The 14,957-nt window shown below is 39.6% G+C and carries 12 protein-coding genes and 1 pseudogene; 9 read left to right on the forward strand and 4 right to left on the reverse strand.

What is annotated here, in order from left to right:
* The 8 genes from HMPREF1640_RS11420 to HMPREF1640_RS11455 form a co-directional block, all read left to right on the forward strand.
* Positions 1-1,123 (forward strand): SNF2-related protein (locus HMPREF1640_RS11420; RefSeq protein ID WP_231565912.1); only part of this gene is annotated, 1,123 nt, incomplete at its 5' end.
* Positions 1,124-1,370: 247 nt separating this feature from the next.
* On the forward strand, positions 1,371-1,589 hold the full coding sequence (locus HMPREF1640_RS11425) for a helix-turn-helix domain-containing protein (RefSeq protein WP_023057853.1): 219 nt from the start codon (positions 1,371-1,373) through the stop codon (positions 1,587-1,589).
* Positions 1,590-1,629: 40 nt separating this feature from the next.
* Entirely contained in the window at positions 1,630-4,473 is a 2,844-nt protein-coding gene (locus tag HMPREF1640_RS11430; RefSeq protein WP_036894952.1) for a type I restriction endonuclease subunit R, read from the forward strand.
* Between the two features lie 11 nt (positions 4,474-4,484).
* On the forward strand, positions 4,485-5,132 hold the full coding sequence (locus HMPREF1640_RS11435) for a hypothetical protein (RefSeq protein ID WP_036894954.1): 648 nt from the start codon (positions 4,485-4,487) through the stop codon (positions 5,130-5,132).
* Between the two features lie 4 nt (positions 5,133-5,136).
* A complete protein-coding gene (locus tag HMPREF1640_RS11440; RefSeq protein ID WP_036894956.1) occupies positions 5,137-6,693 on the forward strand; it encodes a type I restriction-modification system subunit M in 1,557 nt (518 codons plus the stop codon).
* 18 nt (positions 6,694-6,711) lie between these two features.
* Positions 6,712-8,820, forward strand: a complete 2,109-nt coding sequence (locus HMPREF1640_RS11445; protein WP_036894958.1) for a DUF262 domain-containing protein — start codon at positions 6,712-6,714, stop codon at positions 8,818-8,820.
* 6 nt (positions 8,821-8,826) lie between these two features.
* A complete protein-coding gene (locus tag HMPREF1640_RS11450) occupies positions 8,827-10,272 on the forward strand; it encodes an RNA-binding domain-containing protein (RefSeq protein WP_036894959.1) in 1,446 nt (481 codons plus the stop codon).
* A 145-nt stretch (positions 10,273-10,417) separates the two neighbouring features.
* A complete protein-coding gene (locus HMPREF1640_RS11455) occupies positions 10,418-11,626 on the forward strand; it encodes a restriction endonuclease subunit S (RefSeq protein WP_052051827.1) in 1,209 nt (402 codons plus the stop codon).
* On the opposite strand, the gene HMPREF1640_RS12950 is transcribed toward HMPREF1640_RS11455, so the two are convergent.
* Positions 11,619-12,773 carry a restriction endonuclease subunit S gene (locus HMPREF1640_RS12950; RefSeq protein ID WP_081935367.1) on the reverse strand — a complete coding sequence of 385 codons (1,155 nt, stop codon included), beginning with the start codon at positions 12,771-12,773 and terminating at the stop codon, positions 11,619-11,621. The two genes, HMPREF1640_RS11455 and HMPREF1640_RS12950, sit on opposite strands and share 8 nt — an antisense overlap.
* 65 nt (positions 12,774-12,838) lie before the next feature.
* Between HMPREF1640_RS12950 and HMPREF1640_RS11470 the strand changes: the two genes are divergently transcribed.
* Positions 12,839-13,765 carry a site-specific integrase gene (locus HMPREF1640_RS11470; RefSeq protein WP_036894961.1) on the forward strand — a complete coding sequence of 309 codons (927 nt, stop codon included), beginning with the start codon at positions 12,839-12,841 and terminating at the stop codon, positions 13,763-13,765.
* A 7-nt stretch (positions 13,766-13,772) separates the two neighbouring features.
* Here HMPREF1640_RS11470 and HMPREF1640_RS11475 read toward each other — a convergent pair whose 3' ends face one another.
* The 3 genes and pseudogenes from HMPREF1640_RS11475 to HMPREF1640_RS12955 form a co-directional block, all read right to left on the reverse strand.
* On the reverse strand, positions 13,773-14,201 hold the full coding sequence (locus tag HMPREF1640_RS11475) for a hypothetical protein (protein ID WP_036894963.1): 429 nt from the start codon (positions 14,199-14,201) through the stop codon (positions 13,773-13,775).
* Positions 14,202-14,564: 363 nt separating this feature from the next.
* Complete coding sequence (locus HMPREF1640_RS11480; RefSeq protein ID WP_036894965.1) at positions 14,565-14,876, reverse strand: helix-turn-helix domain-containing protein; 312 nt, start codon at positions 14,874-14,876, stop codon at positions 14,565-14,567.
* A gap of 3 nt (positions 14,877-14,879) precedes the next feature.
* Positions 14,880-14,957 (reverse strand): annotated as a pseudogene (locus tag HMPREF1640_RS12955) (DNA-binding protein); the annotation flags it as partial.

Below are 14,957 nucleotides of genomic sequence, written 5' to 3' on the forward strand. Positions count from 1 at the left end.
AGCAGGAAAGACCCTTATCATGTGTACAGCAGCCTATGAAATGAAGCGATTAGGGATAGCCAACAAGCCCATGATTATAGGACTCAAAGCCAATGTCTTTGATATTGCCGATACCTTTAGAAAGGCATACCCCAATGCGCGTATACTCTATCCAGGTAAAGATGATTTTACCAAACAAAATAGACAGCGCATCTTTGCCGACATCAAGAATAATGATTGGGATTGTATCATCTTGACCCACGAACAATTCGGAATGATTCCGCAGGCTTTAGAGGTGCAAGAAGCCATTTTCCAAAAGGAGAAGGACTCCATAGAGGAGAATTTAGAGGTTTTGCGTAACGAAGGCAAGGACATTTCCAAAGCGATGCTCAAAGGCTTGGAGAAACGCAAACAGACGCTCGAGGTAAAACTGCACGAGATACAAGACAGTATCGCCGAACGCAAGGATGATGCTGTGGATTTTAAGATGATGGGCATAGACCACCTCTTTGTAGACGAAAGTCACCAGTTCAAAAACCTCATGTTTAACACTCGCCACGACCGCGTGTCCGGCTTAGGAAATCCCGATGGTTCGCAACGCGCACTCAATATGCTCTTTGCCATTCGCACCATTCAAGAACGCTCCGGTAAGGATTTGGGGGCAACATTTCTCAGTGGAACGACAATCAGTAACTCACTAACGGAGCTCTATCTCCTCTTCAAATACTTGCGTCCACAAGCTCTCGAGAAGCAAGGCATCAACAGCTTTGACGCGTGGGCAGCTGTCTTTGCCAAGAAGAGTACAGACTACGAGTTTTCCATCACCAATGAAATCATTCAGAAGGAACGCTTCCGCACCTTCATTAAAGTGCCTGAACTTGCGAGTTTCTATGCGGAGATTTGCGATTTCCGTACCGCCAAAGACATTGGTATAGACAGACCCGAAAAGAATGAAATCTTGCACAACATACCGCCCACACCAGAACAAGAGGAATTCATCAAGAAGTTGATGGAATTTGCACGCTCGGGAGATGCAACCCTTTTGGACAGAGAACCCTTGAGTCAAAAAGAAGAAAAAGCAAAGATGCTTATCGCCACGGACTACGCCCGCAAAAGATTCAAGAAATCTGTATCTTTCAGATAACCAATAAAATAAGAATGAATAAAGGGTAAAAGGGTTACGAGTTGGAAACGAGCGAGTTTCTTTCCTGCTCTTTATTCTGCATTGCCTCAAAGAACACTTAACCTTATATAATGCAAAGATAATCGTTTTTCGATGAAATACAATTCTAAAACAAGAATTTTATACGGAAAAATCAATTACTTTTAAATATGGTTGGAGAAACAACCTTAAAAGTGTATCTTTGTACTTACCTACTCTGCAATATACAATGATAAATCAACAGAAAAAGGCGATAAATAGGATTAAAGCTGTTTTGGCAGAAAAACAATTGTCTGGCAAATGGCTGGCGAATGAAATAGGTCGTACAGAGAATACCGTTTCTCGGTGGTGCTCCAATAAAGTGCAGCCGTCCCTTGAGAACCTTCTTGAAATCGCCAAGGTGCTAAAGGTTGACGTGAGAGAATTACTTAGGTCAACCGAAGAATAACCTTATATGTTAAACAAATAATAACTAAAGAACAATAAATATGCCAGTACAAAGTGAAGCTGCTCTTGAGAATGGACTCATTGCTACTCTTCAGCAAATGAACTATGAATATGTACAGATTGAAGAAGAGAAAAATCTCCGGACAAATTTCAAAAGTCAACTTGAGAAACATAACAGGAAGAGACTGGAAGAGATTGGGCGTACCGAGTTTACCGAAGCCGAATTTGATAAAATCTTGATTTATCTTGAGGGTGGCACACGTTTTGAAAAGGCAAAGAAACTTCGTGACCTCTTTCCACTTGAACTGGATGATGGAGAACGCCTGTGGGTGGAATTCCTGAACCGCACCCACTGGTGTCAGAACGAGTTTCAGGTTTCCCATCAGATTACTGTTGAAGGAAGAAAGAAGTGTCGTTATGACGTGACAATACTTATAAATGGTTTACCTTTGGTTCAGATAGAGCTGAAGCGCAGAGGGGTAGAGCTGAAACAGGCTTACAACCAGATACAACGTTATCATAAGACCTCGTTCCATGGACTGTTTGACTATGTGCAGCTGTTTGTTATCTCCAACGGAGTAAACACGCGTTATTTTGCCAACAATCCGAATAGTGGCTACAAATTCACGTTCAATTGGACAGATGCAGCTAATGTACCTTTCAATGAATTGGAAAAGTTCGCCACCAGCTTCTTTGATAAATGCACGTTAGGCAAGATAATAGGCAAGTATATCGTACTGCACGAAGGAGATAAATGCCTAATGGTGTTGCGTCCTTACCAGTTCTATGCCGTTGAGAAGATACTTGACCGTGTAAAAAATTCCAATAACAATGGCTATATATGGCATACAACTGGTGCCGGAAAAACGCTGACTTCATTTAAGGCTGCCCAGCTTGTAGCCGAATTAAACGATGTGGACAAGGTTATGTTTGTTGTTGACAGGCACGACCTTGACACACAGACGCAGTCCGAATATGAGGCATTTGAGCCTGGTGCTGTTGACAGTACCGATAACACAGATGAACTTGTGAAGCGCCTTCATGGTAATTCCAAAATTATCATCACCACCATCCAGAAGCTTAATGCCGCTGTCAGTAAGCAGTGGTATAGCAGGCGGATTGAAGAAATCCGTCATTCTCGTATCGTGATGATTTTTGATGAGTGTCATCGCAGTCATTTCGGAGATTGCCATAAGAATATCGTCAGGTTTTTCGACAATACACAGATTTTCGGATTTACAGGTACACCTATCTTCGTTGAGAATGCTGTGGATGGTCATACAACAAAGGAAATCTTCGGCAATTGCCTCCACAAGTATCTGATAAAGGATGCTATTGCTGATGAAAATGTACTTGGTTTCCTCGTAGAATATTATCATGGCAATGCCGATGTAGATAATGCTAACCAAAACCGTATGACGGAAATTGCCAAATTTATCCTTAATAATTTCAATAAATCAACATTTGATGGCGAGTTTGATGCTTTGTTTGCCGTGCAGTCTGTGTCAACGCTTATTCGATATTATAAAATATTCAAGAGTCTTAATCCCAAAATAAGAATAGGAGCCGTGTTTACATACGCATCTAACAGCAGTCAGGACGACGCCCTTACAGGTATGAATACTGGTAGCTATGTGAGTGAAAGCACGGGCGAAGCAGATGAGTTACAGGCTATTATGGATGACTATAATGACATGTTCGGTACAAGTTTCACTACAGAAAACTTCCGTGCATATTATGATGACATCAATCTTCGTATGAAGAAAAAGAAAACAGACATGAAGCCACTTGACCTTTGTCTGGTAGTCGGCATGTTCTTGACAGGCTTTGACAGCAAGAAACTCAATACACTCTATGTGGATAAGAATATGGACTATCATGGATTATTACAAGCATTCAGTCGTACAAACCGTGTACTGAATGAAAAGAAACGTTTTGGCAAGATTGTTTGCTTCCGTGATTTGAAAAGCAATGTGGATGCTTCTATCAAGCTTTTCAGTAACAGCAATAATCTTGAAGATATTGTCCGTCCGCCTTTTAATGAAGTCAAGAAGAATTATCAGGAACTTACGACAAACTTCTTAGAACAATACCCAACTCCCAGCAGCATAGATTTGTTGCAGAGCGAGAAAGATAAAAAGCAGTTTATCCTTGCATTCCGTGATGTCATTAAGAAACATGCAGAGATTCAGGTTTACGATGAATTTGAAGAAGATACTGCAGATCTTGGTATGACAGAGCAGCAATTTATGGACTTCCGAAGCAAATACCTTGATATTTACGATACATTTGCCGGTGGCTGTAAGCCTTCAGAAGAAAATCAAACGCCTGACGAAGATACAGAGTCCACGGAAACTTCAACAGAGTCAGGTATAGATGATATTGATTTCTGTTTAGAATTGTTGCATAGTGATATTATCAATGTAACTTACATACTTGAACTGATCGCTGATCTTAATCCTTACAGCGCAGATTATAAGGAAAAACGTACGTATATTATTGATACGATGATTAAAGATGCTGAGTTACGTAACAAGGCAAAACTGATTGATGGCTTTATACAGCAGAACGTCGATGATGACCGAGATAACTTTATGGCACGCAAACAGAAGTTTGACGGTACAAGCGAGCTTGAAGAACGATTGAACAATTACATCACGACTGAGCGGAACAACGCAGTAGATAAACTTGCAAAAGAAGAGGGTTTGGATGTATCTGTTCTCAATCATTACTTGTCTGAATATGACTACTTGCAAAAGGAACAACCAGAAATTATACAAGAGGCATTGAAAGAAAAGCATTTAGGATTAATAAAAAAACGCAAAACATTGACAAGGATACTTGAACGCTTGAAGTCTATCATACGAACATTCAGTTGGGAATAATATATTCAACAATGATAAAGATAATAAGAGGTTTAGATATAACAGCTTTGGGAGTCTGTGTGTATAACCGTAAGTGGCAATCAGTCCATCTACAACAAGGAGATATGGATGGAGCTTGCGCCGTTTATTCAATGATGATGAATCTTATAGTACTAAAGGTCTTCACTCGTAATCAAGTTACAAACTTAAATACATCGTTTAAAGGCAACACTGCCAAGGGAAGGCTTTTCAAGGAGTTTTTTGTAAAGGAAGGGTTGTGTCGTGATGGCTTCTATTTCTCAGAAATCAAAGAAAAGTTGTCTCATTCTTTTGCAAAAGAGGTTATGTCGTCAGCTCGGCAATATACGATTTCTCAATCAGCCCAAGCTTCGTATGTAGAGGAACTTAAAAAAGGAATAGACGACAACTTACCTTTGATTACTGCAATTACATTTAAAGGTGGTGCTCATGCAATACTTGCCATTGGTTATGAAGAGCAAGAAGGTGTTATTAGGAAAATATTTTGTTTAGACCCAGGGCTTACAATAAGTCAAACCGTCTTATGGAATAGCGTTATAATTCTAAATGAGGGGAAAGGTATGTATTGCCATCAGTATATAACAGATAAAGAGGATGAAAACGTCTTTGTTAGTGAAACGTTAAAAATAGAAAGGAAATGACAATATGAGCGAAGAATTACAACAGAAACTCCGTGACCAGCTTTGGGAAGTCGCAAATAAATTGCGTGGCAATATGTCAGCAAGCGACTTTATGTATTTTACATTAGGCTTTATCTTTTATAAATATCTGTCAGAGAAGATTGAAAAACATGCCAATGACGCCTTAGTGGATGATGATGTTACCTTCAAAGAATTATGGGCAATGGAAAAAGATACCGATATAGAAGAGCTACAAGAGAGCGTAAAGACCGAATGTATCGAAAACATTGGCTATTTCATAGAACCTAACTTCTTGTTCTCATCTGTTATTGAGAGTATTAAAAAGAAAGAAAATATCCTGCCGATACTTGAGCGTTCTTTGAAGCGTATTGAAGATAGTACTCTGGGGCAAGACAGTGAAGAGGACTTTGGCGGTTTGTTTTCAGACATAGACCTCGCCTCTCCTAAATTGGGAAAGACATCCGACGATAAAAATACATTGGTCAGTAATGTACTTCTTGCCCTCGATGACATAGATTTTGGCGTAGAGGCTTCACAAGAGATTGATATTCTTGGCGATGCTTATGAGTATATGATTAGCCAGTTTGCTGCCGGTGCAGGAAAGAAAGCCGGTGAGTTTTACACTCCACAGGAAGTAAGCCGTATCTTGGCTGAAATTGTAACCCTCGGCCATGCACGCCTTCGCAATGTTTATGATCCAACCTGTGGTAGTGGCTCTTTGCTGCTCCGTGCAGCAGGTATAGGGCATGCTAATGAGATATTCGGACAGGAGAAGAATCCCACGACCTACAATCTTGCCCGCATGAATATGCTCCTTCATGGCATCAAATTCAGCAACTTCCGTATTGAGAATGGCGACACACTCGAAGCTGATGCTTTTGGTGACACTCAGTTTGATGCCGTTGTTGCCAACCCTCCGTTCTCAGCAGAGTGGAGTGCTGCTGATAAGTTCAACAATGATGACCGTTTCAGCAAGGCAGGGCGGCTTGCTCCACGCAAGACAGCTGATTATGCGTTCATCCTCCACATGCTTTATCACTTAAACGAGGGTGGGACAATGGCTTGTGTTGCTCCTCACGGTGTTCTCTTCCGCGGAAATGCTGAGGGGGTAATCCGCCGCTTCCTCATTGAGAAGAAAAACTATGTGAATGCTATCATCGGTCTGCCTGCCAACATCTTCTATGGAACAAGCATCCCTACCTGTATTCTGGTGTTTAAGAAATGCCGTAAGGAAGACGACAGTATTCTCTTCATTGATGCCAGCAAGGATTTTGAGAAGATAAAGACACAGAACAAGCTCCGCCCACAGCATATTCAGAAGATTGTTGACACCTACCGTGATCGCAAGGAGATTGAGAAATACAGCCACCTTGCCACCTTGGAGGAGATAGCCGAAAACAACTACAACCTCAATATTCCACGTTACGTTGATACTTTCGAGGAGGAAGAACCTATTGACATCCATGCCGTGATGAAGGAAATCAAGGATCTGGAAGCCAAGCGTGCCGACCTTGACAAGGAAATTGAAGGGTATCTGAAAGAGTTAGGATTGGTTGAATAAAAACGAAAGGAACTAAGTATGAAAGGCTATGCAAAACCGTTATATGAATTTATAGAAGGCAATAAAATCCAATTTGTAATTCCTGTCTATCAGCGCAATTACGATTGGTTGACAGACAATTGCGACCAGCTGTTTAACGACTTGGTAAAGCTAAGTCGCTTAAACAGACATTCTCATTTCTTTGGTTCTATCGTCACATCGTCTGCCGATAATAATAGCTACAATAGGTTGGTAATAGATGGCCAACAACGTTTGACCACCATTTCACTTCTTCTTTTGGCTGGAATAAAGGCAGTGAAAGATGACGCTATAAAAATAAGTGATAAGAAGAGAATTGAAGAAGCTTATGAGGTTTTCTTGAATGCTAAGTTCTGTAACGCCGAACGTAAAATTAAATTAGTCCCTATTGAGAATGACCGAATTGCCTACGACAAGATTTTTAATGATGAGGACTCTTTTAATGAAGACTCTAAGATTACTCGCAATTATCGTCATTTCTATGAGAAGTTAACGAGAAGACCACAATTATTGTCATTTGACCAATTGCTTGATGCCATCGAACGCTTGCAAATCATTTCAATAGAATTGGACCAAGATGATGATGCACAGCTCATTTTTGAAAGTCTTAACTCTACTGGATTGGCTCTTACAGAGGCAGACAAGATACGCAATTATCTTCTGATGTCCTTGACACCAGAAGAACAACTGGAGTGTTTCAAGAACTATTGGCAAAAGATAGAACTTGCAACAGAAAGCCAACCAACAAGATTTTTGCGCGATTATCTCACCATCAAGCAACAGCTACAACGCCCTGTTCGTTTGTCTAATATTTATTACGAATGGAAGAAGTACATGGAAGGGCATGACCGTAAAGAAGAATTGATTGAAATGTTGGACTATGCACATTACTATCAGCAAGTGGTGGAGGCAAAACTCTTCACCGCCAAACTTTCTGAGAAAATGCGTCATATCTGCAATATCGAAACAGACGTGGCCAATGTATTCTTCATTCAATTTTTGAAGTATGCCTCTACCTATGAACTTTCGGAAGAAGAAGTGTACAAAGTGATTGACTTGGTGGAAAACTATTTGGCAAGACGTATTGTATGCAATATGCCCGGCAATGCACTTACGCAAGTGTTCTGTGCTTTGCATAAGGATGTACTGAAAAGTCTTGAAGAATATGCTTCTGCTAATATTGAACTTGATTATTCTTATTCAGATATATTGACTTTTCACATTATGCGTCGTGATGGCAACTATCAGTTGCCAAGAGATGTACAGTTTGTGGAATCAATAAAGACCCGAGATGCCTATCACATGCTTAAGCCGTTCCAAATTTTCCTCTTTGAAAGGTTGGAGAATTCTGTGCATGGTGAATACAATGACGTAGCTATTGACATGAAAAAGAAGGATGCCACTATTGAACATATTATGCCGCAAACACTCAGTGGAGAGTGGAAAGCAATGCTTGGTGATAATTTTGAAGAGATACAAGAGAAATACCTTCACACATTTGCCAACCTGACATTGACAGGCATCAATAGCGAACTTAGCAACAAGCCTTTTGCTATAAAGCGTGATGGCAAGTCAATCGGAAATGAAATATATCCAGGTTACAGAAATTCCAAGTATCGCTTGACTAAAAATGTCACTTTGTGCGAGAAGTGGACTGAAACTGAGTTGCAAAATCGCAGCAATGAAATTGTGGCAATATTTTTGCGTCTCTATCCATTGCCACAAACCACATTCAAGCCATTGCCTAAGCCTGTTGATGAAGTGTCTCTGGAAGAGGAATCTTTCACTCCGACAAACAGGCAGCTAAAAGGCTTCCGTCTTTTTGGCAACGAATATACCGAGACAACATGGAAGGAAATGCTATTACGAGTGGTTAAGATGGTTGAACAACAATATACAGACATTGTAGATACACTCTATGATGCTGAAGGCTTCTTTTGGTCAGCCCAACAAGCTGATACAAGATATTGCACACAGATTGCTCCACAAAAATACTTGTGGACATCTATGGACAACAGAAGCAAGCTCCGCTGTTTACGATTCCTTTTTGAAAAGTGTGACATTGCCGAGTCAGAATTAGTAATGTTGCTTGAACCTATAAGAGAATAAAGTCATATGGAATATATAGATTTCAAGAAATTGATTGATGCTCTAACTGCCAAGCCAAAAGAAACAGAGTGGTTAGAGTTTAAGCACAATTTTCATTCTAAAGAAGAGATAGGGAAAAGAATCTCAGCCTTGTCGAATAGTTCCTATTTGTGTAATATGCCATTTGGCTATATTGTATTCGGTGTTGATGATAAAAGTCATGATGTTGTTGGCACCGACTTGTACGGCAAACAAATAATGGTTGGCAACGAAGAACTTGAATCTTGGCTATCAACTCGCTTGAATCCTCGTATAGACTTCGAGATTATTGACGATTTCAATTATGAGGATAAAGGTCATGTCTGTATCTTCAAAATTCCAGCAACAATCAATCGCCCTGTAAGTTTCCTACATGAAGCATACGTTAGAGTCGGCACAATAACACGCAAGTTGAAGGACTTCCCTGCAAAGGAGGCTAAGATTTGGAAAGGCGATCGTAAATCTTTGGAAAAGATTGTCTTGAAAAATGGATTATCTGGTCAAGACGTTTTCTCCTACCTTAGTGCAGAAACTTATTTTGACATGATGCACTTACCTCTTCCACAAGATACAAATGGTATTTTGGATAGGTTTTTAGCTGAAAATTTGATAACGAAAGATGAGATTGGCTACAGTATTACTGAACTTGGGGCCATTCTGTTTGCCAAGCACCTATCTGATTTCGATAGTCTGAAGCGAAAAATGGTTAGAGTCATTGTCTATAAAGGCAAAAATAAGATTGAGACCATTCGTGAACAGACTTTCGATAAAGGCTATGCCATAGGCTTTGAAGAAATGGTTGCATGGATAAACAGCCAGCTGCCTGCCAATGAGGAGATAGGCATGGCTTTAAGAAAGGATGCCCGTATGTACCCGGAAATATCCATTCGAGAATTGGTGGCAAACATGATTATTCATCAAGATTTTGCTGTACAGGGCTTTCCGATGATTGAAATCTATTCTGATCGTATTGAATTTTCCAACCCAGGGCAACCCCTTATCAGTGTGGAGCGTTTCATAGATGAATATCTGTCAAGAAACGATACTCTTGCAGACATCATGCGCAGAATGGGCATTTGTGAGGAAAAAGGTAGTGGTATGGATAAGACCATATTCTATGTGGAACTGTATCAGTTACCACCAGTACGTTTCCAGCTCTATGAAAGCCGAACCACTGCAACGGTATTCTCTTATCGGAAATTTGCAGATTTGGATAAGTCCGAGAGAGTGAGGGCTTGTTATCAACACGCCTGTCTAAAATATGTCTCCAATGAAAAGATGAACAATCAATCTCTTCGCACACGCCTGGGCATAGAGGATAAGAATTATCCAATGGCATCAAGGATAATCAAGGATGCTTTGGAAGCGAAACTGATAAAAGAGGAAAATGCAGAGGGAGGTAATAGGCATAACTATATCCCATATTGGGCATAGGCCATGTAACTACCATGTAACTGAAGGTTCAAATAAGTGCCAAATTTAGCCCCAAACCCTCATATAATGGGGTATGGAGCATATACCGACCATGTAACTGGCATGTAACTGAGATATGATTGGCAACTAAAATTAAGGATTAAAAATGACAACAACGATAGATAACGAACAAAAGACACTTAATGTCCCAAATCTGAGATTCCCTGAATTTGAGGGGGAGTGGGAGAAATGTAAGGTTTCGGAGTTATTGGACTTCTATTCAACAAACTCACTTAGTTGGGATAAATTAGAATATGGCACGAATGCTATTCAGAATCTACATTATGGTTTGATACATGTTGGATTGCCAACAATGGTTGACCTTGACAATGACAAATTACCTAACATTGTGAGTGGCAACACTCCCAAAAATTATGAGCTTTGTCAAGAAGGGGATATTGCTTTTGCTGATGCTTCGGAAGATACAAACGAAGTGGCTAAAGCTGTTGAGTTCTATAATCTTAACGGCAAGGATGTGATTTGTGGATTGCATACTATTCATGGAAGAGACAACCAGCATAAAACCATTGTCGGATATAAAGGGTATGCCTTTTCTTCTACAGCATTTCACAATCAAATTAGAAGAATAGCACAAGGAACAAAGATATATTCAATTAACAATAAGAACTTTTCAGAATGTTATATTGGTATTCCTTCAAAAGGAGAACAGAAGAAAATTGCCACGTTACTTCGGTTAATAGACGAGCGCATTTCTACTCAAAACAAAATCATTGAGGAATTAAAGAAACTAAAGGTCTGCGTTAGAAGGCTAATATTCAGAACCCTTAATTGTTCATGGTTTTTATTATCGGAACTTGAAGCAAGCGGCGACATATGTCTTAAACGAGGCAATATTATTCCCAAGCACGAGCATACAGATATATTTTGTTATCCAGTGTATTCTTCATCTGTACAAAACGGAGGTTTAATGGGATATAACAATACCTATATGTTCAATACCGAACTTGTAACTTGGTCTATAGACGGTGGCGGAAATTTCTTTTATCGGCACAAACATAAGTTCAATGTAACAAATGTCAGCGGTTATATGCAATTAAATGAAGCAAAATATAACTATCGCTTTGTCTCCGAGATATTGTTATGGCAACATTCGTTTATGGTATTTGACTATCAAACAAAAGCACATCCAAGTGTCATAAGATCCATATATAAGTTACCAGATGTATCTCTTGCTGAGCAAGAACTAATAGCAAACATATTTAGATTGCTTGATGTTAAACTTCAGAATGAAATGACAATTCTGAAACAATATCAACAACAAAAGCAATATCTTCTCCGCCAAATGTTCATATAAACATCTGGCGGAGCAAGTATTGCTTTTGTGAATTGTAAGTTTTTATAAGCAAATTAGCATTCTCTAATTGAGATTTCAATAAAGAGATAACATGACCTATTTCTTGTTGCTTATTAAGTGAGGGTATTTTGAATACTAACTGTTCAAAAGCTTCATAATTTAAATTTCTTCTAACAGTACTTGCCCCTTGTTCAGATACCAGCATGTAGTTGTATAAGGCATGATGCGTCTTTAGTAAAGCAGCAACATATTTTTTGTCAAAACCATCTGCTATCGAAAAGACCTTATAGGAGGGTGAAACAATTCCTATATCGAATTTGTCATTGAAATTGATATTTCCCATCCATAAATTTTGGGGGCTAAGTACTATATCATGGAGATGAATAATCTTGTACCCTACATTATTATCACTTGCTATATCTTTAGAGAAATAGTCTCGTTGTGAAAATATTCCATTCACAGTAGAACTTAAAATCTCATATTGATTATTTTTCTTTGTTCTTTCCGAGCGTTCTATTAACATCTCTCCAATCCGAATAGACATACTATTATCAGCATAGAGTAGTCTATTACTTATTCCCTTAATTAAGGTTTCTAATTTCTCAATGATTTTGTTTTGGGTAGAGATGCGTTTGTCAATAAGGGAGAAAAATAGATTCAATTTATCCTGCTCCTTGACATTTGGATAACTGATTTTGAATTTCTCTAATATGTCATAACTAAGATTTTGTTGTTTAGTTCCTTGAGCATATTTTACACCTATCACATGTCCATGTTTTTTGTACCATGAATAAAGAAATTCATTTGTAATTTCTCCTTTAGGGGTAAATGCCATGCACGCTTGACTTATGGTTGATGGCTCCTGTGTAATTGAGCCAGTACCTCTTACACCTTCTGCCTCCAAACCATAAATAGCGATGACAAAAGTGCCAACAGAAAGTAATTTCAGGTTATTTGCAGCCTCCTGTGATATTCTTTCTTTGGTTGAATATATATAATGTTCTTTCAACTCACCACTTGAAATCCAGTTTATTGTTCCATTGAAAAGTTCTTTATTTATTCGGCTAGGTGTATTACCTGAATACAACTCAAATTGTTTTTCAATGGTACTTTCCTCCCACTCCCCCTCAAACTCAGGGAATCTCAGATTTGGGACATTCGTTAATACGTTTCTCTAATTATTATGTATCTTTTCTATATTAAGGATTAAATATGAAAACAAAAACTATTAGAGAAATTGCGTTGGCTTGGAAAAGTGAAAAGCAACGCTACGTTAAGCAGTCCACCTATGCTGCTTATGTGTTGATTTTAGAGAACCATATACTGTCATCGTTTGGTGATTGTGAAGTTCTTAGTGAGAAACTTGTACAAGAGTTTGTGTTGCAAAAACTCAATGCCGGGCTCTGCATTAAAACAGTGAAAGACATGCTCATCGTATTGAGAATGGTGATGAAGTTTGGAGTGAAGAACGGTTGGATGAACTATTGCGAGTGGGACATCAAGTACCCAATCACAGGGGGCAACAGAGAAATAGAAGTACTGACGGTGGCACAACACAAAAAGATACTCGATTTCATCAGGCAGAACTTCACATTTCGCAACCTTGGCATCTACATCAGCCTGACCACTGGCTTACGGATTGGTGAGGTATGCGGTTTGATGTGGGACGACATCAACACAGACACAGGCACAATCACCGTAAACCGTACCATCGAGCGTATCTACATCGTAGAAGGTGAGCACAAACACACGGAGCTGGTTATAAACACACCAAAGACCAAGAACTCTTGCCGTGAGATACCAATGAACAAAGAACTTTTGGCTATGGTGAAACCACTGAAAAAAGTAGTAAATGTTAATTTCTATGTGCTGACCAACGAAGAAAAGCCTACTGAGCCACGAACCTATCGAAACTATTATCATCGGTTAATGAAGCATTTGAACATTCCTCGGCTGAAATATCACGGGCTACGCCACAGTTTCGCCACACGCTGCATCGAAAGTAACTGTGACTATAAGACGGTTAGCGTGTTGCTCGGGCATTCGAACATCACTACAACTCTCAACCTCTATGTCCATCCCAATATGGAACAGAAGAAGCGTTGTATTACGCAGATGCTTAAATACCTCAGGAAGTAATGCTGTTCTACTTTTTTTTGCGATAGTCAACTGTCAAACTCACCGTCTGCTCTTGCAAGACGGTGAGTTCTTTTGACAGCAGGATAAGTTCCTGTAACAACGCCTTTACGCTTTTCTCTGCCGTATAAAGGTGCATCAGACGTACTACTTGATTATAGTTTGTCCCAATCCTACGTACTTGGGCTGTGAGTTCGGAGAGCTTGCGATAATACTCCACGGCGGACTTATCTACTGTGATTACTTTGAAACTCTCCCCGAATATTCGGGCACGCACAAAATCGGACTTGCTCACTGCCCCCGACTTGTTGTACAGGTCAATGGCACGCAGTTGGTCTTTCACATCGGGCATACGGGTGTCCCATCTGTCCCAGTGTGGAACTTCTACAGTGTTTCGGTGTCCGTAACGTTTCTCATTGGCTATTTCTAATTTGGTCATAATTGTATTGTTTTGTTTGTTTCCTAATCACGACTTTGGAGTGATTTAATCCCCTTTCGGGGCAAGGGCTTTTTGTGGGACAAACGGTAGTTTGTGGTACAAAGACACACCTTGCCTGTATAAAGAAAGAGACAGTTTGTTATGTTCCATAAAGTAACCTTTCTGGGGTGCTTTTAATAGACGAGAGTTCAAAGTTCAAGAAGTAAATCAAGAGATAAGTTTAGACTAATTTCTTGACTTACTGACTTTATGAGCTGACATATTTTTGACTAAAGTTAATTTTGACTTAGGTCGAAACTAATTTCTTGACCAAAGTTATAACTGACCATTTGACTTAAGTCGCGACTGATGTCTTAACTTAACTCATAACTTACCTGTCTGCGGTATTGGATTATAATGCCTTTCAAGCATTGTCTGTATGTCGCTCTGCTTGTATAGTATCTTCCCTCCGATTTTGTAGAAAGGAAGCGTTCCTAAGTTTCTGTACTCTTGGAGCGTGCGTGTACTGAGCCGTAATTGGCTACAAACCTCCTCGCCAGTGAGGTAAACCTCTCCGCCCAGCATCGGACGGGCGGTAGCGCAATACCGCTCCAATTTCTTCAATATTCCTTCCATCAGTTGTGAAAACGACTGCATCTGAGGGTCTTGCTGTGTAATGATTTCTTTCTCCGACATAATTCATTCATTGTTTACGTTCAGTAACTCTGCGATGTCGCTCTCCTTATAATAGCATTTATGCCCAATGATGGAGAAGGC

Source organism: Prevotella sp. S7-1-8, from assembly GCF_000758925.1.
GTDB lineage: Bacteria > Bacteroidota > Bacteroidia > Bacteroidales > Bacteroidaceae > Prevotella.